This is a genomic window from Nocardioides zeae, assembly GCF_030818655.1.
Taxonomy (GTDB): domain Bacteria; phylum Actinomycetota; class Actinomycetes; order Propionibacteriales; family Nocardioidaceae; genus Nocardioides; species Nocardioides zeae_A.
Genome location: NZ_JAUTAN010000001.1, coordinates 2,806,048 through 2,824,671 on the forward strand (window position 1 = coordinate 2,806,048; position 18,624 = coordinate 2,824,671).

The 18,624-nt window shown below is 74.1% G+C and carries 15 protein-coding genes; 8 read left to right on the top strand and 7 right to left on the bottom strand.

Annotated features, from left to right (window positions below):
* Positions 1 to 514: 514 nt before the first annotated feature.
* From QE405_RS13325 to QE405_RS13335, 3 genes are all read right to left on the bottom strand, one after another.
* Positions 515 to 1,636, bottom strand: a complete 1,122-nt coding sequence (locus tag QE405_RS13325) for an MBL fold metallo-hydrolase (RefSeq protein WP_307201488.1) — start codon at positions 1,634 to 1,636, stop codon at positions 515 to 517.
* 53 nt (positions 1,637 to 1,689) lie between these two features.
* A complete protein-coding gene (locus tag QE405_RS13330) occupies positions 1,690 to 2,817 on the bottom strand; it encodes a hypothetical protein (RefSeq protein WP_307201489.1) in 1,128 nt (375 codons plus the stop codon).
* A gap of 219 nt (positions 2,818 to 3,036) precedes the next feature.
* Positions 3,037 to 3,447: a hypothetical protein gene (locus QE405_RS13335; protein ID WP_307201492.1), complete on the bottom strand. Its 411-nt coding sequence runs from the start codon at positions 3,445 to 3,447 to the stop codon at positions 3,037 to 3,039.
* 77 nt (positions 3,448 to 3,524) lie between these two features.
* Here QE405_RS13335 and QE405_RS13340 point away from each other — a divergent pair, with 77 nt between their 5' ends.
* The 4 genes from QE405_RS13340 to QE405_RS13355 all read left to right on the top strand — a co-directional run bounded on the left by QE405_RS13340 (position 3,525) and on the right by QE405_RS13355 (position 8,584).
* Positions 3,525 to 4,406, top strand: coding sequence for a DICT sensory domain-containing protein (locus QE405_RS13340; RefSeq protein ID WP_307201493.1), 882 nt, complete (start codon positions 3,525 to 3,527; stop codon positions 4,404 to 4,406).
* A 55-nt stretch (positions 4,407 to 4,461) separates the two neighbouring features.
* The gene (locus QE405_RS13345) at positions 4,462 to 5,550 is read left to right on the top strand and encodes an HpcH/HpaI aldolase/citrate lyase family protein (protein WP_307201495.1); all 1,089 of its coding nucleotides are present in this window, start codon (positions 4,462 to 4,464) and stop codon (positions 5,548 to 5,550) included.
* Position 5,551: 1 nt separating this feature from the next.
* Positions 5,552 to 6,430, top strand: a complete 879-nt coding sequence (locus QE405_RS13350; protein WP_307201497.1) for an HpcH/HpaI aldolase/citrate lyase family protein — start codon at positions 5,552 to 5,554, stop codon at positions 6,428 to 6,430.
* A gap of 150 nt (positions 6,431 to 6,580) precedes the next feature.
* Complete coding sequence (locus QE405_RS13355) at positions 6,581 to 8,584, top strand: hypothetical protein (protein ID WP_307201499.1); 2,004 nt, start codon at positions 6,581 to 6,583, stop codon at positions 8,582 to 8,584.
* 16 nt (positions 8,585 to 8,600) lie between these two features.
* On the opposite strand, the gene QE405_RS13360 is transcribed toward QE405_RS13355, so the two are convergent.
* Entirely contained in the window at positions 8,601 to 8,864 is a 264-nt protein-coding gene (locus QE405_RS13360) for a peptide methionine sulfoxide reductase (protein ID WP_307201501.1), read from the bottom strand.
* A gap of 34 nt (positions 8,865 to 8,898) precedes the next feature.
* Between QE405_RS13360 and dtd the strand changes: the two genes are divergently transcribed.
* A complete protein-coding gene (gene dtd, locus QE405_RS13365) occupies positions 8,899 to 9,333 on the top strand; it encodes a D-aminoacyl-tRNA deacylase (RefSeq protein ID WP_307201503.1) in 435 nt (144 codons plus the stop codon).
* Positions 9,334 to 9,673: 340 nt separating this feature from the next.
* On the opposite strand, the gene hutU is transcribed toward dtd, so the two are convergent.
* Together hutU and hutH are read right to left on the bottom strand one after the other, a co-directional pair.
* Positions 9,674 to 11,377, bottom strand: coding sequence for a urocanate hydratase (gene hutU / locus QE405_RS13370; protein ID WP_307201504.1), 1,704 nt, complete (start codon positions 11,375 to 11,377; stop codon positions 9,674 to 9,676).
* Positions 11,374 to 12,948: a histidine ammonia-lyase gene (hutH, locus tag QE405_RS13375; RefSeq protein ID WP_307201506.1), complete on the bottom strand. Its 1,575-nt coding sequence runs from the start codon at positions 12,946 to 12,948 to the stop codon at positions 11,374 to 11,376. The genes hutU and hutH overlap by 4 nt, the downstream gene beginning before the upstream one ends.
* Positions 12,949 to 13,096: 148 nt before the next feature.
* On the opposite strand from hutH, the gene QE405_RS13380 reads away from it, so the two are divergent.
* Both QE405_RS13380 and QE405_RS13385 read left to right on the top strand, forming a co-directional pair.
* Positions 13,097 to 14,068, top strand: a complete 972-nt coding sequence (locus QE405_RS13380) for a hypothetical protein (protein WP_307201508.1) — start codon at positions 13,097 to 13,099, stop codon at positions 14,066 to 14,068.
* A 65-nt stretch (positions 14,069 to 14,133) separates the two neighbouring features.
* On the top strand, positions 14,134 to 14,610 hold the full coding sequence (locus tag QE405_RS13385) for a hypothetical protein (RefSeq protein WP_307201510.1): 477 nt from the start codon (positions 14,134 to 14,136) through the stop codon (positions 14,608 to 14,610).
* 211 nt (positions 14,611 to 14,821) lie between these two features.
* On the opposite strand, the gene topA is transcribed toward QE405_RS13385, so the two are convergent.
* Positions 14,822 to 17,563 carry a type I DNA topoisomerase gene (topA, locus tag QE405_RS13390; protein ID WP_307201512.1) on the bottom strand — a complete coding sequence of 914 codons (2,742 nt, stop codon included), beginning with the start codon at positions 17,561 to 17,563 and terminating at the stop codon, positions 14,822 to 14,824.
* Between the two features lie 200 nt (positions 17,564 to 17,763).
* Between topA and QE405_RS13395 the strand changes: the two genes are divergently transcribed.
* A complete protein-coding gene (locus tag QE405_RS13395; protein ID WP_307201514.1) occupies positions 17,764 to 18,597 on the top strand; it encodes a hypothetical protein in 834 nt (277 codons plus the stop codon).
* Positions 18,598 to 18,624: the final 27 nt, after the last annotated feature.

The window sequence follows — 18,624 nt, forward strand, 5'->3', positions numbered from 1 at the left end:
CCGCTTCGCATGACGTCCGGCGGTACGACGCGGGTCTGGCGCCGCGCACGCCGCCGGCCATCCGGCCGAGGCCGAGGCCGAGGCCGAGGCCGAGAAGTGTGCGGCTGGGACACCTCCGGCTCGATCCGGGCCGCACCAGCGGCACAGTTCCGTGCCCGACCGATCACCCGGCCACCCCACACCCCGGGACGTCATGCGAACCGCGGGCACCGAGCACCGCTTCGCATGACGTCCGGCGGTACGACGCGGGTCTGGCGCCGCGCACGCCGCCGGCCATCCGGCCGAGGCCGAGGCCGAGAAGTGTGCGGCTGGGACACCTCCGGCTCGATCCGGGCCGCACCAGCGGCACAGTTCCGTGCCCGACCGATCACCCGCGGGCGGGCCAGGCCCGACACGGGCCCGGCACAGGCCCGGCACAGGCCCGGCACAGGCCCGGCACAGGCCCGGCACAGGCCCGGCACAGGCCCGGCACAGGCCCGACACAGGCCCGACACAGGCCCGGCTCGGGCGCGGGTCAGGCCCGGCGGTAGCGCGCCGGCACCCCGCTCACCGGGTCACTGCCCGGGAGGGCGCCGGCGGCGGCGCCGACGGTGTCCGCGATGCCCCGGTCGCGCTCGACGACCGCCTGGCCGCGCGCGACGAGGACCTCGAGGTGGGCCCGCGTCTCCATGACGGCGAGGGCCGCGTTGAACGAGTCGAGCGACGACCAGGCGCGCTCGTGGCGCGTCCAGGTCAGGTGGCCGGCGACGTCCTCGGCGGTGAGCCCCGGGCCCCCGGCCTCGAGCGGCTCCAGGCTCTGCCCGAGCCGGGCCTCGTGGTGGTCGAGGAGCTCGTCGACGCGCGCGTGGGCCGACCCCGTGACCGGTCCGTGGGCGGGGAGCAGCCGCAGGTCGGGCAGCGCCCGCACCTTCGCCAGCGAGCCCATGAAGTCGGCGAGCGCACCGAGCCGCGTGTCGGGCTCGAAGCCGATGGAGGGCGTGATGGTGGGCAGGACGTGGTCGCCCGCGAACAGGAGCCCGGCGTCTGCGTCCGCGAAGACGTAGTGCCCCGCCGTGTGCCCCGGGGTGTGCACGGCGTCGAACCGGCGCTCCCCGACCGCGATCGGCACGTCGCCCTCGATCCAGGTGTCGGGCAGTCCCCAGCTCTGCGCCTCCTCGTCGTCCGTCGGCGCGGCCAGCCACGCCTCCGCGGCACGCACCGAGCCCGCGTCGGCGAGGTGGGCGGCCATCACGCGGCGTACGGCGTCGCCCTCCGTCGCCAGCCGCAGCGACGTCTCCTCGCCACGGCCCAGCGCGACCTCGGCGCCGTTGACGTGGCGGAGCGCGACCGCCTGCGAGTAGTGGTCGCGGTGCACGTGGGTGACCAGAAAGCGACGGATGTCGCCGACGCCCGCGTCGATCGTCGCGAGGGCCTTCTCGAGCGCCTCCCGCGACTCCTCGATCGCCCAGCCGCCGTCGACGAGGGTGAGCGACCTGCCCCGGTCGTCCGCCGTCTCGACGGCGTAGACGTTGACGGCCCGCAGCCCGTCGTTCGGCAGCGGGAGGGGGATGCGGTGCACGCCCGGTGCCACCGGCCACGCCCCGGGCGTGGCCCAGGGGCGGTCCGAGTCGGGCGAGATGGCGTCGGCGGTGCTCACCCCGGCAGGCTAACCGCTGCCCGAACGGACGCTCGGGCGGGTGGGGACGGGCGTCAGGAACGCGCGCGGGAACGGCGCCGCCGGAACGCCCAGACCTGGGTCGCGAACGCCAGCACGCTGAGGATGCCGATGACGATCGCGCCCCACCAGGCCCAGGTCGGCACCGCGTCGCGGCCGAGCAGGAGCACGACCGCGGCGATGACGATGCCGGCGATGTTCGAGACCGCTTCGACGGCCGGGAACCGGGAGGCGGCGGTCGCGTCCAGCATCCCGCCGGCGGCCGCCCGGCCGAGGGACGTCGCCTCGTGGGTCGTCGCCGGCAGGGTGGACGTCCCCGCGAGCACCTCGAGGGTCTCCGGTGGCAGCCCGAGGGCGGCGACGACCTCGGGCAGGTCGACGGGGTGGCCCCGGAAGGCCGCGCGACGACGCACGGGGTCGGCGCCCCACCCCTCGAAGGCATCGTCCGCGTGCTGCGGCACGAGGTCCGCGACGAGCTCCGCGACCAGCTCGCGCGCCGGCTCGACGTCGTCCAGGTCGCCCTTGTGGACGACGGGCCAGAGGTCCGCGGGCCAGTGCCGACCACCGTCGATCTCGCCACGGACGACGTCGAGGACGTTCGTGTGGCCGCTGTCGACCAGGAGGAGGACACCCCGGTCCGGACCGCCGAGCGCGGTGCGCCCCGCGAGCTGTCCGACGACGTGGTCCTCCGTCGGCGTCGCGCCCGCCGCCGGGACCCACGTGACGAGGTGCCAGCCGTGCGCCTCCCGCACCTCGATGTGCGAGCCCGCCACGTCCTTGCCCAGGGGGCGGTACTCCCGCTCGTGGGCCGGCAGCACCAGCACGGCGCGCCACCCGTCGCCGAGCCGGTCGTCCCCCGGCTCGAAGGCGTCGACCACGATCCCGCTCCCCGGGATGCCGAGCCGGTCGGCCAGCTCCACGGCGGTGAGGTCGAAGCCGAACCCGTCGCGGCCCACCCGCACGAGGCCCCAGCGCGTGCGGGCGTCCTCGACGGTGGCGCGACCGCGCAGCTGGGCGAAGGTGACGATCGCTGCGCGGCGCTTCTCGTCGGTCCCGACGCGAGCGACGCCGCCGAGCGACCGGACGACCTCGGCGAGCTCGTCGGCCTGGGCACCGGGGAAGGCGAGCTGGACGATCTCGACCTGGTCGCGCGAGCGGGACATCTCCACCTCGTGAGCCGTGCTCACCGAGGGCGCCGGCCCGGCCTACGTGCAGCGGGGCACTGCGGAATGGGAGAACCGCGGTGGCGTCTCGGGTCACCACCGCGGTTCGAGAAGAAGTATGCCCCGCGGACGCGGGGCGCGTCTCAGTTTTCCCGTGAAACCGGCGCAACGTCTCCGCAAGAGCCCGGACGGGTCCGCGCCGCGTCGCATCTGCGCAGGTCAGGCGGCCTGGGCGACCCCCGCGGTAACGTCCACCGCACCCGACGTCGTGCGCTCCTGGCGGCGACGGTCGCGGGCCGCACCACGCCGTACGACGGCGGGCCACGCGTGCAGCCGCACGTGGGCCGCGCCGGTGAGCGCGCGCTGCCACCACGGCGCGGCGGGGACGCCGAGCGTCACCAGGGCGCGGCCCCGGCACTCGACCCGCACGACGACGCCGCGTGCCGCCATGAGCGCGGCCGCGTCGCGCACCTCGCGGCCGGCGCGGACCCGACCGAAGGCGACCGTGTCGTCGACCCGCAGCACCAGACCGTCGCGGTCGCGCACCAGCACCGCCGGGACGGCGCCGTCGCGGCCCGCCATCTCGAGGAACAGGCCGCCCACGTGCCCGACGCACCGGTGATCGTTCATGGAGGACAGCGTCCACTACCGACCACAAAATCTCAACACGAAACCTAAACGGATTGTTGAGGTATAGGATCCGGGCCATGGCCCACGACCGATCCACCGACGCCGGATCCACGTCCGTCGGCGACCTCGCGATCGGTGAGCTCGCCGAGGCCACCGGCGTCAGCGTCCCCACCCTCCGCATGTGGGAGCAGCGCCACGGCTTCCCGGTCGCCCGCAGACTACCGAGCGGCCACCGGCGCTACGAGGCCGCCGACATCGAGCTGGTGCGCCAGGTGCTCGCCCACCGCCGGGCCGGGCTGCGGCTCGACCAGTCGATCTCGCGCGTGCAGCTCGCCGCCAGCCCGCCCACCGCGTCGGTCTTCGCCGAGCTGCGCGGGGTCAACGTCGGGCTCCCCGTCCACCGGCTGAGCAAGGGCACGCTCATCGCCGTCTCGTGGGCCATCGAGGACGAGTTCATGGCCCGGGCCCAGCGCCCCCACCTGTACGGCGCGTTCCAGCGCGTCGCGTTCTACGAGCGCGCCGAGGCGCGGTGGACCGACCTGGCCCGGCGTGCGGCGACGACGATCGTGTTCGCCGACTTCGACGAGTCCGACCCGCCCGCCCAGGCCGGGACCGTCCGGCGCGTGGGCCTGCCCGAGGACTCGCCGCTGCGGAGCGAGTGGGCCGTCGTGTGCGACTCCGACGACCTCTGCATCGCCCTCTCCGCCTGGGAGATCCCCGGCCAGACCGACGTCCCCGACGACCGGCGCGAGTTCGAGGCCGTCTGGTCGCTGCGCCCGGCCGACGTCGCGACCGCCGCGCTCGTCTGCGCCACGGCCGCCGGCGAGTCCGCGACCGTCGCCAGCGAGGGGGCGCTGCTCCGCGCCGTACGCCCCGGCCCGCGGGTCGACGCCGAGTGGGCGGCGGCCGAGGCGCTCTTCGCCCGGATGGTCGCCTACGTGGACCGTCGACAGCGCTGAAGTCTGCCCGTCCGGGCGGCGATCCGGGGGCGCAGCGCTGCTACGTTCAGGCCTCATGCGCAGCGCCAAGGACTTCTTCGCCCCGCTCGCGGTCGGGGCCCCGGCCCCGGTCCGCGAGGTGCCCGCCCGGCCGAGCCGGGCCATCCACTTCTTCGACCCGAGCAACCCCAAGATGGCCGCCAAGGTCCCCGACATGGTCGGCACCGTGGACGTGCTCCTGGGCAACCTCGAGGACGCCGTGAAGGCGGACAAGAAGGTGGAGGCGCGCGAGGGCCTCGTGCGGATCGGGCAGGACGTGGACTTCGGCCCCACCCAGCTCTGGACCCGCATCAACTCCCTCGACAGCCCCTGGGCGCTCGACGACCTGACCACGCTGGTCCCGGCGATCGGCCACAAGCTCGACGTCGTCATGGTCCCGAAGGTGCAGGGGGCCGAGGACATCCACTACGTGGACCGCCTGCTCGCCCAGCTCGAGGCCAAGGCCGGCCTCGAGCGGCCGATCCTCGTCCACGCCATCCTCGAGACCGCCCGCGGCGTCGCCAACGTCGAGGAGATCTGCGGCGCCTCGCCGCGCATGCAGGGCCTGTCCCTCGGCCCGGCCGACCTCGCCGCCGACCGCCGCATGAAGACCACCCGCGTGGGCGGCGGCCACCCCGGCTACCTGGTGCGCCAGGACCCCCCGAAGGGCGAGGACGGCACGGCGCAGATCGAGGCGCAGCGCGCGACGTACCAGCAGGACCTCTGGCACTACACCGTCGCCCGCATGGTCGACGCGTGCGCGGCCCACGGGATCTACCCCTACTACGGGCCGTTCGGCGACATCACCGACGTCGTCGCCTGCGAGGACCAGTTCCGCAACGCGTTCCTGCTCGGCTGCGTCGGCACGTGGTCGCTGCACCCCAAGCAGATCGCGATCGCCAACCGCGTCTTCTCCCCCAGCGTCGAGGACATCCGGCACGCGCGCCGCGTCGTCGCCGCCATGGGCGACGGCACCGGCGCCGTCATGCTCGACGGCAAGATGGAGGACGACGCCTCCCTCAAGCAGTGCCTCGTGATGGTCGACCTCGCCGAGCAGCTGGCGGCGGTCGACCCCGAGCTGAAGAAGCAGTACGACGCGATCGACGCCGAGCCGCAGGGAGCCTGACATGACCGAGCCCGCCTTCACCCCGCTCCGCTCCGTCCTCTACATGCCGTCCTCCAACGCGAAGGCGCTGGAGAAGGCGAAGACCCTGCCGATCGACGGCGTCATCTTCGACCTCGAGGACGCCGTCGCCCCCGACGCCAAGCCCGCCGCCCGCGAGGCGGCGGCCGCTGCCGTGGGCTCGGGCGCGTACGGCCGACGCACCCTCACCATCCGCGTCAACGGCCTCGGCACCCAGTGGCACGACGACGACATCGCCGCCGCCGCGCAGGCCGGTCCGGCCGGCATCGTCGTGCCCAAGGTCAACAGCGCCGAGGAGGTCAAGCAGCTCGTCGCCGCCATCGAGAAGGCCGGCGCTCCCGACCACACGCGGCTCTGGGCGATGGTCGAGACCCCCGAGGCCATCTTCGGCGTGCGCGAGCTGGCCGCCGCCGACGACCGGCTCGCCGTGCTCGTCATGGGCACGAACGACCTGGTCAAGGAGCTGTACGCCGAGCACGTGCCCGGCCGCGCCCCCCTCCTGACGGCGCTGTCGTGGTCGGTGCTCGCCGCCCGCGCCGCCGGCGTCGCCATCCTCGACGGCGTCTACAACGACGTGAAGAACACCGAGGGGTTCCTCGCCGAGTGCACGCAGGGCGCGCAGATGGGCTTCGACGGCAAGACGCTCATCCACCCCGGCCAGGTCGCCGGCGCCAACGAGACCTTCGCGCCCAGCCCCCAGGCCGTCGAGGACGCCCGCGGCATGCTCGCCGCCTGGGAGGAGGGCAAGGGCTCGGGCGTCGTCACCTACAACGGCAAGATGGTCGAGAACCTCCACGTCGAGTCGGCGCAGCGCGCCCTCTCGATCCACGAGGCGATCACCGCGCTGGAGGCCGACGCCTGAGCCCGGCCGTTCCGTGGCTGCGGCCCGGTGGGACCCCCGGGGGTCCTGCCGGGCCGTTGTCGTACGGCGACGACGTAACGCTGTGGCCCTCCGCACGTTCTGACCAGTGAGGCCGGCGCCTCCCTCTCCAGCCGGCCCGGAGACAGAGGCATGCCGACCGATCCGCCCGACGACACCTCGTCGCAGCCCGGCCACGACCTCCAGCGTGCCCTCTTCGACCTGTTCCGGGACGCGGCGCCCGAGCGCGAGTCCGAGCGCGAGTCCGAGCGCGAGCCCGGACACGGCGCCGAAGGGGTCGCGGACGACAGGCCCGCGGCCCGTCCGACTGTCGTCCCCGACCCTTTCCCGGCGGCGGAGCGGCCGCACCGGCCCCGCACGCTGGCGGACCGGATCGCGGAGCGGCAGGCGGCGCTGGCCCCGACGGACCCCGGGCCGGAGCGCGAGCCGGAGCCCGAGCCGACCGTGGTCGTGACCCCGGCGGCCGACCTCTACCCGAAGCGGGAGCCCGAGCCCGAGCCGGAGCCCGAGCCGGAGCCCGACGTCGCGCCGCTGACCGTGCTGCTGAGCCCGCCCGTGGACGAGCCCGCCGAGGTCACCGAGGTCACCGAGGTCGCCACGCCCCGTCGGGACACGGCCGACGACGAGACGCGCCGCCCCTGGCTGCTGCCCCTCGTCGGGGTGGCCGTCATCTGCCTCGTGGTCGCGATCGGCGGGGTGCTGGCCCTGGGGGACGACGACGGCCCCCAACAGTCCGCGCCCAGCGAGGAGCCGAGCGCGACCCCCACCGCCAGCGACGTCGAGGCGCTGCTCGCGAGCAGCCGGACGTTGTACGACGAGGTCTCCGACACCGTCGCCGCCACGGCCGACCTGGCCGGCCTCCCCGAGGCGGTCGCGGTCGCCGAGGACGCCCGGGGCGAGGCCGAGGCCCTGGTCGCGCAGGCCGGCACCCTCGACCCGGCTCCGACGCAGCCCGAGCTCGACGTCGTCACCCGGCAGCGCGACCTGATCGCCGCCGTGGCCGCGTTCGCCACGCTCGACCCGGCCACGCTCGCCACGTTCGGCGAGCTCTCCACCGCCGTGCGGGGCGCCGCCGACCTGCTCGCGCAGGCCGAGGCCAGCCTCGAGCTGGCCGGACGCGACGACGACCAGGCGGCGGCGGGCGACCCGCTCGACGCCGCACCGGACGACCTCGTGCTCGCGGCGGCCCGGTCCCGCGTCGTACCGGCGGCGCCGCCGACGTCCACCGCCCAGCACCTCGTCGGCCTCGTCGGGACCGCGGCGGTCCGTGCGACCACCGAGGACCTCACGGAGATCGCCGGTCGGCTCGAGCTGTCGACGCGGACCGCGGAGATCCGGGAGGCGGCGGAGGACGCGGCGGCGCTGGCGGTCTACGCGCAGGCGGCGCGGGCCGGCTTCGACGACGACTCGGAGACCGCGGTCGCGCTCGACCGCCTCCTCGCGCTGCTCGGTCCCGTCGGCCGTCTCGTCGAGCTCGACGGCGAGAACCTCGACCTCTGGACCGACGTCAGCGCACAGCTCGCGGACGCCACCGGCGGCGACGACCAGCTCGGCGCCGCGGCGCGCGCCGCCTACGCCCACGTCGACACGCTCGTGGCGGCTGCTCGCTCCACCATCGCCGCCTGGGAGGCGGAGGTCGCCCAGCAGGAGGGATCGGCGGCGGGCGCCGCGGCCGTGACGACGTACGCCACCGCGATGAACGGCGTGTTCAGCACCTACGACGCGCTCACCGCCCAGACCCCGCGGCTCGCGGCGGGCGACGCCCCGAGCTCGTCGGTGGGGTCGGCCCTGTTCCGCCTCCGGGGGCCCTGGGCGTCGCTGGAGCAGCGGGTGCGGAGCGTCACCGCGCCCGGCTCCCTGCGGTCGGCCCACGCCTCGGTCGTCGCCCTCGTCGCCGCCGCCGAGCAGGCCGTGGTCCGGGGCGAGGCGGTCTCCCGCGAGGGCGAGCAGTGCATCGCCGGGGGTGGGTCGCCGACCGGCTGCCGGCTCGGACGGCAGCCGACGTGGTCGAGCTACAGCACGAGCCTCGCCACCGTGCAGGGCGGCCCCACCGTGCGCAGCAGCTGGTCGGCGGCACTGGCGGAGGCCCAGGAGGGCGCCCCGGCCGGGACGCCACCGCCGCGACCGGACGTCTGATCCTGGGGTCGGGCGCTCACAGCGGTTCCCACCCGCGGAGGAAGGCCAGCACCCGCTCGGCCGGCATCTCGCACGGGCGGAAGGCCTCGCCCGCGGCCGCCAGGTAGACGTTGGCGCTCACGAAGGCCGTCCCGCCCAGCTGCTCCGCCCACACCTTCAGGCTGCGCCCGCCCGCGTGCTCGGTGACGGTGACGGCCCAGCGGTCGCCGCCGTACCGCACCGTCGAGCTGCCCCGCGGCAGCCGCGCGACGAGGTCGGCGACGGGGGTCGGGGTGTCCACCTCCCCATCGTCGCCCACCGGCCATGATGGCCGGGTGCGTGCCGTCGTCCAGCGAACCCTCTCCGCCTCCGTCCGCGTCGCCGACGAGGTCGTCGGTCGCACCGACGGACCGGGCCTGCTCGTCTACCTCGGCGTCACCCACGACGACGGACCCGCCGACGTCGCCTGGATCGCGCGCAAGGTCTGGGAGCTGCGCCTCCTGCGCGACGAGCGCTCCGCCTCCGACGCGGGCGCCCCGGTGCTGGTGGTCAGCCAGTTCACGTTGTACGGCGACGCCCGCAAGGGACGACGCCCCTCGTGGTCGGCGGCCGCGCCGGGTCCGGTGAGCGAGCCGTTGTACGACGCGGTCTGCGCCGAGCTGGAACGACTCGGCGCCCGGGTCGAGCGCGGCGTGTTCGGGGCCGACATGCAGGTCGCGTCGGTCAACGACGGACCCATCACGCTCGTGCTCGACTCGCCGCGGGCCTGAGGGCGCGGCCCGGGGGGCGCGGCCCGGGGGCGCGGCCCGGGGGCGCGGCCCGGGGGGGCGAAGAAAACGCGGACGAGCCGAGCCTGGTCGAGGAAAACGCGGACCGGGTCCCGGACCGGGGAAAGAGAACGCGGACCCGGAGCCGCGACACGCCGAGCCCGACCGGGACCTGGTCCGCGTTTTCCTTCTCCCGCTCCCCCACCGGTCCGCGTTTTCTTTCCCGGGTCCAGGTCCGTCCGGGTCCAGGTCCGTCCGGGTCCGGGTCCGTCCGGGTCCGGGTCCGTCCGGGTCCGGGTCCGTCCGGGTCCGGGTCCGTCCGGGTCGGGGTCCGGCCGGCGCGTCAGTCGCGCCGTACCGGCTCCATCGGCACCCGCACACCGCGCTCGGCCGCCACCTCGGCGGCGCGGGAGTAGCCCGCGTCGACGTGGCGCACGACGCCCATGCCGGGGTCGTTCGTGAGCACGCGCTCGATCTTCTCGGCGGCCAGCTCGGTGCCGTCGGCGACGACCACCTGCCCGGCGTGGATCGAGCGACCGATGCCGACGCCGCCCCCGTGGTGGATCGACACCCAGGTGGCGCCCGAGGCGGTGGTGACGAGCGCGTTGAGCAGTGCCCAGTCGGCGATCGCGTCGGAGCCGTCGAGCATGGCCTCGGTCTCGCGGTAGGGCGAGGCCACGGAGCCGCAGTCGAGGTGGTCGCGGCCGATGACGACGGGCGCGGAGAGCTCGCCCGCGGCCACCATCTCGTTGAAGCGGAGGCCGGCGCGGGCGCGCTCGCCGTACCCCAGCCAGCAGATCCGGGCGGGCAGACCCTGGAAGTGCACACGCTCCCCGGCCATCTCGATCCAGCGGTGGAGCCGCTCGTACTCCGGCTTCTCGTCACGCGGGAACAGCTCGAGGATCGCGCGGTCGGTCGCGGCGATGTCCGCGGGGTCCCCCGACAGCGCCGCCCACCGGAACGGCCCCATGCCCTCGCAGAACAGCGGCCGGATGTAGGCCGGCACGAACCCCGGGAACGCGAACGCCTCCTCGAAGCCGCCCTTGCGGGCCTCGTCGCGGATCGAGTTGCCGTAGTCGAACACCTCGGCGCCCGCGTCCTGCAGCGCGACCATGGCACGCACGTGCTCCGCCATCGAGGCGCGTGCCTGCGCGACGAAGCCCTCCGGGTCGGCCGCGCGGCGCTGCTCCCACTCGGCGAACGGCACGCCCGCGGGCAGGTAGGCCAGCGGGTCGTGCGCGGAGGTCTGGTCGGTCACCACGTCGACGGGTACGCCGCGGCGCACGATCTCCGGGAGCACCTCGGCCGCGTTGCCGTGGAGCCCGATCGAGAGCGCCCGGCGCTCGTCGCGGGCCGCGGTCGCGAGCGCCAGCGCATGGTCGAGGTCGTCGGCGCGGACGTCGAGGTAGCGGTGCTCGATGCGCCGGGCGATGCGCGCATCGTCGACCTCGACGCAGAGGACGACGCCGTCGTTCATGGTGACCGCGAGGGGCTGCGCACCGCCCATGCCGCCGAGGCCCGCGGTCACCGTCAGGGTGCCGGCGAGCGTGCCCCCGAACCGCTTGTCGGCGACCGCGGCGAAGGTCAGGTGGGTGCCCTGGAGGATGCCCTGCGTGCCGATGTAGATCCACGAGCCGGCGGTCATCTGGCCGTACATCGTCAGGCCGAGGTCCTCCAGGCGTCGGAACTCCTCCCAGCTCGCCCAGTCCCCCACGAGGTTCGCGTTGGCGATCAGCACGCGGGGAGCCCAGGTGTGCGTCCGCATCACCGCCACCGGCTTGCCCGACTGCACGAGCAGCGTCTCGTCGTCGGCGAGGTCGGTCAGGCAGGCGACGATCGCGTCGTACGCCTCCCACGAGCGCGCCGCCCGTCCCGTGCCGCCGTAGACGACGAGGTCGTCGGGGCGCTCCGCGTTCTCCGGGTCGAGGTTGTTCATCAGCATCCGCAGCGGCGCCTCGGTCTGCCACGAGCGCGCCGTGAGCGCCGAGCCGCGCGGCGCGCGGACGGGCCGGGGTCCCGCGCCGGGGCGGGGGGTCGTCGTGCTCATGCCAGTTCTCCGATCTCCTGCTGGACGGCGGTGAGGAGCCCGCCCGAGGCGACGAGGCCGACGGCGGCCTCGATCTCGGGGGCGAGGTGGCGGTCGGGGCCGGGTCCGGCGACGTCGGCCGCACGCAGGGCCACGACGGCCGCCCCCGTGCCCGGGGCCGGAGCGACGCCCAGCTCGGCGACCCGCAGGTCGAGCGCCCGGGCGCCGGTCATCGCCTCGATCGCCACGACGCGGGCCAGCGCGTCCACCGCACGGCGCAGCTTGCGGGCGGCCGACCACCCCATCGACACGTGGTCCTCCTGCATCGCCGACGACGGGATCGAGTCGACGGAGGCCGGCACCGCGATCCGCTTCAGCTCGGAGACGAGCGCCGCCTGCGTGTACTGCGCGATCATCAGCCCCGAGTCCACCCCCGGGTCGTGGGCGAGGAACGGGGGCAGCCCGTGGTTGCGGGCCCGGTCGAGGAACCGGTCCGTACGGCGCTCGCTGATCCCCGCGACGTCCGCTGCGGCGATCGCGAGGAAGTCGAGGACGTGGGCGACCGGCGCCCCGTGGAAGTTGCCGTTGGACTCGACGCGGCCGCCGTCGGGGTCGTCCGGGTCGACGAGCACGACCGGGTTGTCGATGGCGGAGGCCAGCTCACGGCTCGCCACGAGCGCCGCGTGGTCGACGGTGTCGCGCGCGGCGCCGTGCACCTGGGGCGAGCAGCGCAGGGAGTAGGCGTCCTGGACGCGGTTGCAGTCGGGCCCGCGGTGGGAGGCGACCACCGGGGAGTCCGCCAGCAGCCGGCGGAGGTTGGCGGCCGACGCGCCCTGGCCCGGGTGGGGCCGGAGCGCCTGCAGGTCGGCCGCGAACACCCGGTCGGTGCCCAGCTGCGCCTCGACGCTCATCGCCGCTGCCACGTCCGCCGTGGCGAGGAGCATGCGCAGGTCGGCGATCGCCAGCAGCAGCATGCCGAGCATCCCGTCGGTGCCGTTGATGAGGGCGAGGCCCTCCTTCTCGGCCAGCTCCACCGGCGCGAGGCCCGCGGCGGCGAGCGCGTCGGCCGCGGGGCGCAGCTGCCCGGCGGCGTCCCGCACGTCGCCCTCGCCGATGAGCGCCAGCGCGCAGTGCGACAGCGGCGCCAGGTCGCCGGAGCAGCCGAGGGACCCGAACTCGTGGACCACCGGGGTGATGCCCGCGTCGAGCATCGCCGCCAGGAGGGCGGCGGTCCCGCGGCGTACGCCGGTGCGCCCGGTCGCCAGCGTCGAGAGCCGCAGCAGCATGAGCGCGCGCGTCACCTCGCGCTCGACCTCCGGGCCCGTCCCGGCCGCGTGGGAGCGCACCAGCGAGCGCTGCAGGTCGCGTCGCTGGCTCGCCGGGATGTGGCGCGTGGCCAGGGCGCCGAAGCCGGTGGAGACGCCGTACGACGGGGTGGGTGCCGCCGCCAGGCTCTCGATCACCCCGCGGGACCGGTCGATCGCGGCGAGCGCGTCGTCGCCCAGCCGCACCCCGGCCCCGTGGCGCGCGACCGCGACGACCTCCTCGGGTGTGAGGGGTCCGGTGCCGACGACGACCTGCGGGAAGCTCATGGCTCCATCGAACGGTCGTGGCCGCGGCGCCGCCAGGGTTCCAACCCGCGCCTTGTCTCGGGTGCGAGACATCGCGACACACTCATCTCGCGACAGACCCAATGAATAGAGGTGGGTTCTGCCCACCATTCATTCGCTCGGGGGAAACATGTGGAACTTCGGGTCGTCCCGTCCGGTGCGCTGGTGCGCGCCGATGGTGAGCTTCGCGATGGTGCTGTCGATGACCGACACTGCGGGCGCTTCGGTCGATGAAGAGCCCGACGGCCGTGCGGCCCCGAGCGTCAACGCGTTGGCCCAGGTCGTCGCGGACGCAGCGCCCGACGGTTCGACGGCAGCGAGACAGGAGGACTGGGTCGACCTTGCCACCGACGGATCGGCGGCCGGACCACAGCAGGCCACGGAAGGCGCGGTGCTGTCCACGCTCGGAGGCGGGGCGTCGCTCTCCACGTCTGCTGGAATCCAGGTTGGGCTACCGGGTTCTCCGGCTCTGGCGTCCCCCGCGATCGCCGACACCGGCCTGCTGGTGCTCGAGGCGACCGCGGACGGCGAAGCCAGCCTCGCAGTTGCGGTGACTGAAGCGACTGCATCCGTCCAGCTCATCATCCCCGACAGCGCGGCGAGCGGGCGGCACGAGTTCGACATCACCGGCGCCATCCCGCGCCTGGAAGCCGACGGCAGTGTCACGCTCCTCTCGCCGCAGCCGTCGAGTGCGGGCGACGCGGACCACCCGTCCGACGACGTCGCCCTTGGTTTCGTCGATGTTCCGTGGGCGGTCGACGCCAACGGGGAGGCGGTCCCCACGCACTTCGAGGTCGATGGCAACCTCCTCACGCAGGTCGTCGACGTGGACTCCACGACAGCGTTCCCGGTCGTCGCGGACCCGGATCTCATCTTCTTCGCCAAGTGTGGCGCGGCTGTAGCCGTGTTCCTCGCCGAGAACAGCGCGCTCGCCGGGAAGTTCTGGCGAGTCTTCAAGAGTCGTAAGGCGCTGATCAACACTTTCAAGGGGTTGAAGGGCATGAAGATGTCGACGAAGGTGAAGTACGTGGCTCAGCGGCTAGGTACGGAAGTGTCGAAGATGTCCGGCATCCAGGACCTCGTGACGCGATGCACCCCGTAGAGGAAAGCGCGACCTGCCTCGCCGACGGCTACCGAAGCCGCCGTCGGCAGGGCAGCGCAGAACCGTTGAAGGCACGCCGCAAGGCCGCCGTCGAGGTCGGCATGATGTTCCTGAACGTGAGCGTCACCGTCGTTCTGAGCTGCCTGCTCGTGGCCGACATCGACCCCCGTGACGCTGCCCTGTGGGGGCTGGCCAGCGGCATCGGCGCGGCGCTCGGGGTCGTCGCGCTCCGGGCGTACGTGCCGGCTCGGGTCCGGTCGCGGAGCGCAGAGGAGCCCGACGAGCCCGAGGACCCCGACGGCGGGTGGGACGTGGGCAGCTTCGTCTTGGCGGCCGTGATGATCCCCGTCGTGATGGGACTCGGCTTCCTGCTTCACGGCTGGCTGCTGGTGATGATCGTGCTCGTGTTCGCTTCCGCCGCTCCCGGGGCGACGCTGACCGGCGCGCTCGTGGCCGTCGTCCTCAGCATCACCGTGTCCGTGTGCGCGGAGTACGCCGTCGTCCACCCGCTCTACCGGCGCTGGGACATCGCCCTCGACTGAGGCTGAGCGATCGCGCGGCGCGGCAACGGGGCCTCGACTGGCTCCGCTGCTGCGCCGTCGATCTCGGCGCGTCATGCTCCACCGCCTGCTGGGCCAGGCTGGCGGCTGCCGGCACAGCCAGCCGACACAGGGTTGTGAGACTCGGTCGGGCAAGTGCCATCCCTGTCCCGCCCCCGTCCGGACCGGCGCGGAAGCGCCCCTCGCGCATCCCTCACGCCTTCTTAGCCGCAGCCTTCTTCGTCGCGGCGGTCGTCTTCTTGGCCGCGGTCTTCTTGGCGGTCGCCTTCTTCGCCGTGGCCTTCTTGGCCGGCGCCTTCTTCGCGCCCTTCTTGGCCGCCTTCTTCGCAGGGCCCTTGGCGCGGCGCTCGGCGAGGAGCTCGGCCGCGCGCTCCAGCGTGACGGCCTCGACGGAGTCGTCCTTGCGGAGGGTGGCGTTGTACTCGCCGTCCGTCACGTACTCCCCGAAGCGGCCCGCCTTGACCACGATCGGCTGCCCGGAGACGGGGTCGTTGCCCAGCTCCTTGAGCGGCGGCGCGGCCGCGGCGCGGCCCCGCTGCTTGGGCTGCGCGTAGATCGCCAGCGCCTCGTCGAGCGTGATGTCGAAGATCTGGTCCTCGCTCGTCAGGGACCGCGAGTCGGTGCCCTTCTTGAGGTAGGGCCCGTAGCGGCCGTTCTGCGCCGTGATCTCGACGCCCTCGGCGTCGGTGCCGACCACCCGCGGCAGGCTGAGCAGCTTGACCGCGTCGTCGATGCCGATCGTGTCGAGCGCCATCGAGCTGAGCAGCGAGCCCGTGCGCGGCTTCGCGCTCTTCGGCGCGTCCTCGGGCAGCAGCTCGGTGACGAACGGCCCGTAGCGTCCGTTCTTCGCGACGACGACCAGGCCCGTCTCCGGGTGGCGCCCCAGCTCGCGCTCCTCCCCCGCGGGGTTGGCCAGCAGCTCCTGCGCCTTCTCCAGCGTCAGCTCGTCGGGCGGCAGGTCGTCGGGCACGTTGGCACGCTTCGCCAGGGGCGTGCCGTCGTCGCCGGGACCCTCGAGGTAGGGCCCGTACTTGCCCACCCGCAGGTGGATGCCCGAGTCCGCGCCGTCCTCGGTGCCGCCGAACGGCACGGGGAACGTCGCGAGCTCCTTGGCGTCGATGTCGCCCAGCTCGTTGACCAGCGTCTTGAGGCCGTCGACGTCGCCGGCACCGAAGTAGAACTCCGCCAGCTCGGTGTTGCGGTCGGAGCGACCCGCCGCGATCTCGTCGAGCACGTCCTCCATCTGGGCCGTGAACTCGTAGTCGATCTGGCGCGGGAAGTGCTCGGTCAGCAGCCGCACGACGGAGAACGCCAGCCAGGCCGGCACCAGTGCCGTGCCCTTCTTGTAGACGTATCCCCGGTTGAGGATCGTGCCGATGATCGACGCGTACGTCGACGGGCGGCCGATCTCCCGGTCCTCGAGCTCCTTGATGAGGGTGGCCTCGGTGTAGCGGGCCGGCGGCTTCGTCTCGTGGCCCGCCGCCGCGAGGCTGGCCGCCGAGACGGCGTCGCCCTCGGTGAGCTGGGGCAGGCGCGTCTCCGAGTCGTCGGACGCGGCACCGTGGTCGGTGCCCTCGACGTACGCCTTGAGGAAGCCGTGGAACGTGATGACCCGGCCGGAGGCGGAGAAGACGACGTCCTCCCCCGTGGCGGCGGCACCGCCCACGCGGATCGACACCGTCTGCCCGACGGCATCGCGCATCTGGGAGGCGACGGTGCGCATCCAGATCAGCTCGTAGAGCCGGAACTGCTCCCCGGTGAGCCCCGTCTGCGCCGGGGTGCGGAACGACTCGCCCGCCGGGCGGATCGCCTCGTGGGCCTCCTGCGCGTTCTTGACCTTGCTCGCGTAGACGCGGGGCGAGTCCGGCAGGTACTCCGCGCCGTACAGCTCCCGCACCTGAGCGCGGGCCGCCTGCACCGCGCTGTCCGACAGCGTGGTGGAGTCGGTGCGCATGTAGGTGATGAAGCCGTTCTCGTAGAGCCGCTGCGCCACGGACATCGTGACGCTCGCGCTCATGCCGAGCTTGCGCGACGCCTCCTGCTGGAGCGTCGTCGTGCGGAACGGCGCGTACGGCGAGCGCTTGTAGGGCTTCGACTCCACCGAGCGGACGTCGAACGTCGTCTCCCCGAGCGCGCTCACGAGGGCCTCGGCGCGAGGGCGGTCGAGGTGCACGACCTTGCCCGCCGCGGCCTGCTTGAGCTGGCCGTCGGGGCCGAAGTCGGAGCCGCGCGCCACGCGCGCCCCGTCGACGGAGTGCACCTTCGCCGGGAACATCCGCTGCTCGTGCTTGGAGCCGGCGTCGAAGGTGCCCTCGAGGTCCCAGTAGGACGCCACGCGGAAGCGCATCCGCTCGGCCTCGCGGTCGACCACGAGACGGGTCGCCACGGACTGCACGCGGCCGGCCGACAGTCCGCTCATCACCTTGCGCCAGAGGACGGGCGACACCTCGTAGCCGTAGAGGCGGTCGAGGATGCGCCGGGTCTCCTGCGCCTCGACGAGGTCCATCGCGAGCTCGCGCGGGTTCTGCGCCGCCTCGAGGATCGCCTGCTCGGTGATCTCGTGGAAGACCATGCGCTTGACGGGGATGTTCTTCGGCTTCAGCTCGTCGAGCAGGTGCCACGCGATGGCCTCGCCCTCGCGGTCACCGTCGGTGGCGAGGAAGAGCTCGTCGGCGTCCTTCATCAGGCCCTTGAGCTTGCTGATGTGCGCCTTCTTGTCGCGGGGCACCACGTAGTAGGGCTGGAAGCCGTTGTCGACGTCCACCGCGAGGCGGCCCCACGGCTTGTCCTTGATCTTGGCCGGGGTGTCGGCGGCGTTGTTGGGCAGGTCGCGGATGTGGCCGATCGACGACTCGACGACGTAGTCCTTGCCGAGGTAGCCCGCGATCTTCCGCGCCTTCGTCGGCGACTCCACGATCACCAGCTTGTGTGCCACTCTTCCCAACTCCCAGCTCGATCGGTGACGGACGGGACCGGCTCCCGTGCCCCCACGGCGGGTCACAGTAGCGCGGTCCGCTGACGACCGGAGCGGGCGGAGCCGCCGAGCCTGTGGACAGACGTTCGACAACCGTCCCCGGCGGCGGCACCGTGGGACGCCCGGGAGAGACCCGGACGACGACACCACGGGAGCCACCGTTGTCCCACCACTGGAACGAGGACCCCTTTCGCGAGCCCTTCGGGGACCACCCCTTCGGCGACGTCCGCCCGGGCGAGCGCGTGACGCACCTCGTGCTCCTCGACGGCCGGCTCGTCGACGCCTGGACGACGGACGTGGCCGGCACCCGGTGGGAGCCGGTCGCCCGGGCGCTCGAGCGCGAGCGGCGCCCGCCTGCCGCGCCGGTCACCAGCGCGGTGGCGCCACCTCCTCCCCACGAGCAGGTGCTGGCGTGGCTCGACACGGTCGTCGGCGGCCGCGCGTCACTGCTGGCCCTCGACGGGCGACCGACCGTGGTCGACCCCGAGCCGCCGCCCGGCCTGACGCCCGGCGTCGCCGAGCGGCGCGTCGTCGTGCGCGACCTCGTCGGGGCGGTGGCCGAGGAGGTCTTCGACGACGATGTCGCGGCCACGCTGCTGCAGGTCGTGGACCTGGTGGCCGTCGAGGAGCCCGACCTGCTGACGGGTGCGCTGTCCGCGCTCCAGGTGGCCGGCGGGGTGTGCTGGCTGGTCGGCCGGGCCAACGGGCTGTTCACCGGCGGGGTCACGCAGACCACGGTCCGCGACCTCCTCGGGCTGGCGTCCCCGCTGACGGGCGGCGGCCAGGCCGTCCGCAGCGCGCTCGGCGTCGCCTGGCCGGAGGCCACCCCGCCGCCGTCGTGGACCGGGGGGCGACTGATCGCCACCGGGCGACCGGAGGTCCTGACCCGACGCGTGCGGCGCCAGCTCGTGCGCAGCCGTGACCGGGCGCTGGCCGAGCTGGAACGGGTCCGACGGGAGCAGGCGCCCCACGACCCGACGGCCGACGCCGCCTAGGGGCCCGGGGTGCTGCCGCGCTGAGCC

What these genes read in the sequence shown, in the direction of transcription:
- QE405_RS13330 (WP_307201489.1), bottom strand. Translation starts at nt 2,817, where the DNA reads ATGTCCCGCTCGCGCGACCAGGTCGAGATCGTCCAGCTCGCCTTCCCC.
- QE405_RS13335 (WP_307201492.1), bottom strand. Translation starts at nt 3,447, where the DNA reads ATGAACGATCACCGGTGCGTCGGGCACGTGGGCGGCCTGTTCCTCGAG.
- QE405_RS13340 (WP_307201493.1), top strand. Translation starts at nt 3,525, where the DNA reads ATGGCCCACGACCGATCCACCGACGCCGGATCCACGTCCGTCGGCGAC.
- QE405_RS13345 (WP_307201495.1), top strand. Translation starts at nt 4,462, where the DNA reads ATGCGCAGCGCCAAGGACTTCTTCGCCCCGCTCGCGGTCGGGGCCCCG.
- QE405_RS13350 (WP_307201497.1), top strand. Translation starts at nt 5,552, where the DNA reads ATGACCGAGCCCGCCTTCACCCCGCTCCGCTCCGTCCTCTACATGCCG.
- QE405_RS13355 (WP_307201499.1), top strand. Translation starts at nt 6,581, where the DNA reads ATGCCGACCGATCCGCCCGACGACACCTCGTCGCAGCCCGGCCACGAC.
- hutU (WP_307201504.1), bottom strand. Translation starts at nt 11,377, where the DNA reads ATGAGCACGACGACCCCCCGCCCCGGCGCGGGACCCCGGCCCGTCCGC.
- hutH (WP_307201506.1), bottom strand. Translation starts at nt 12,948, where the DNA reads ATGAGCTTCCCGCAGGTCGTCGTCGGCACCGGACCCCTCACACCCGAG.
- QE405_RS13380 (WP_307201508.1), top strand. Translation starts at nt 13,097, where the DNA reads ATGTGGAACTTCGGGTCGTCCCGTCCGGTGCGCTGGTGCGCGCCGATG.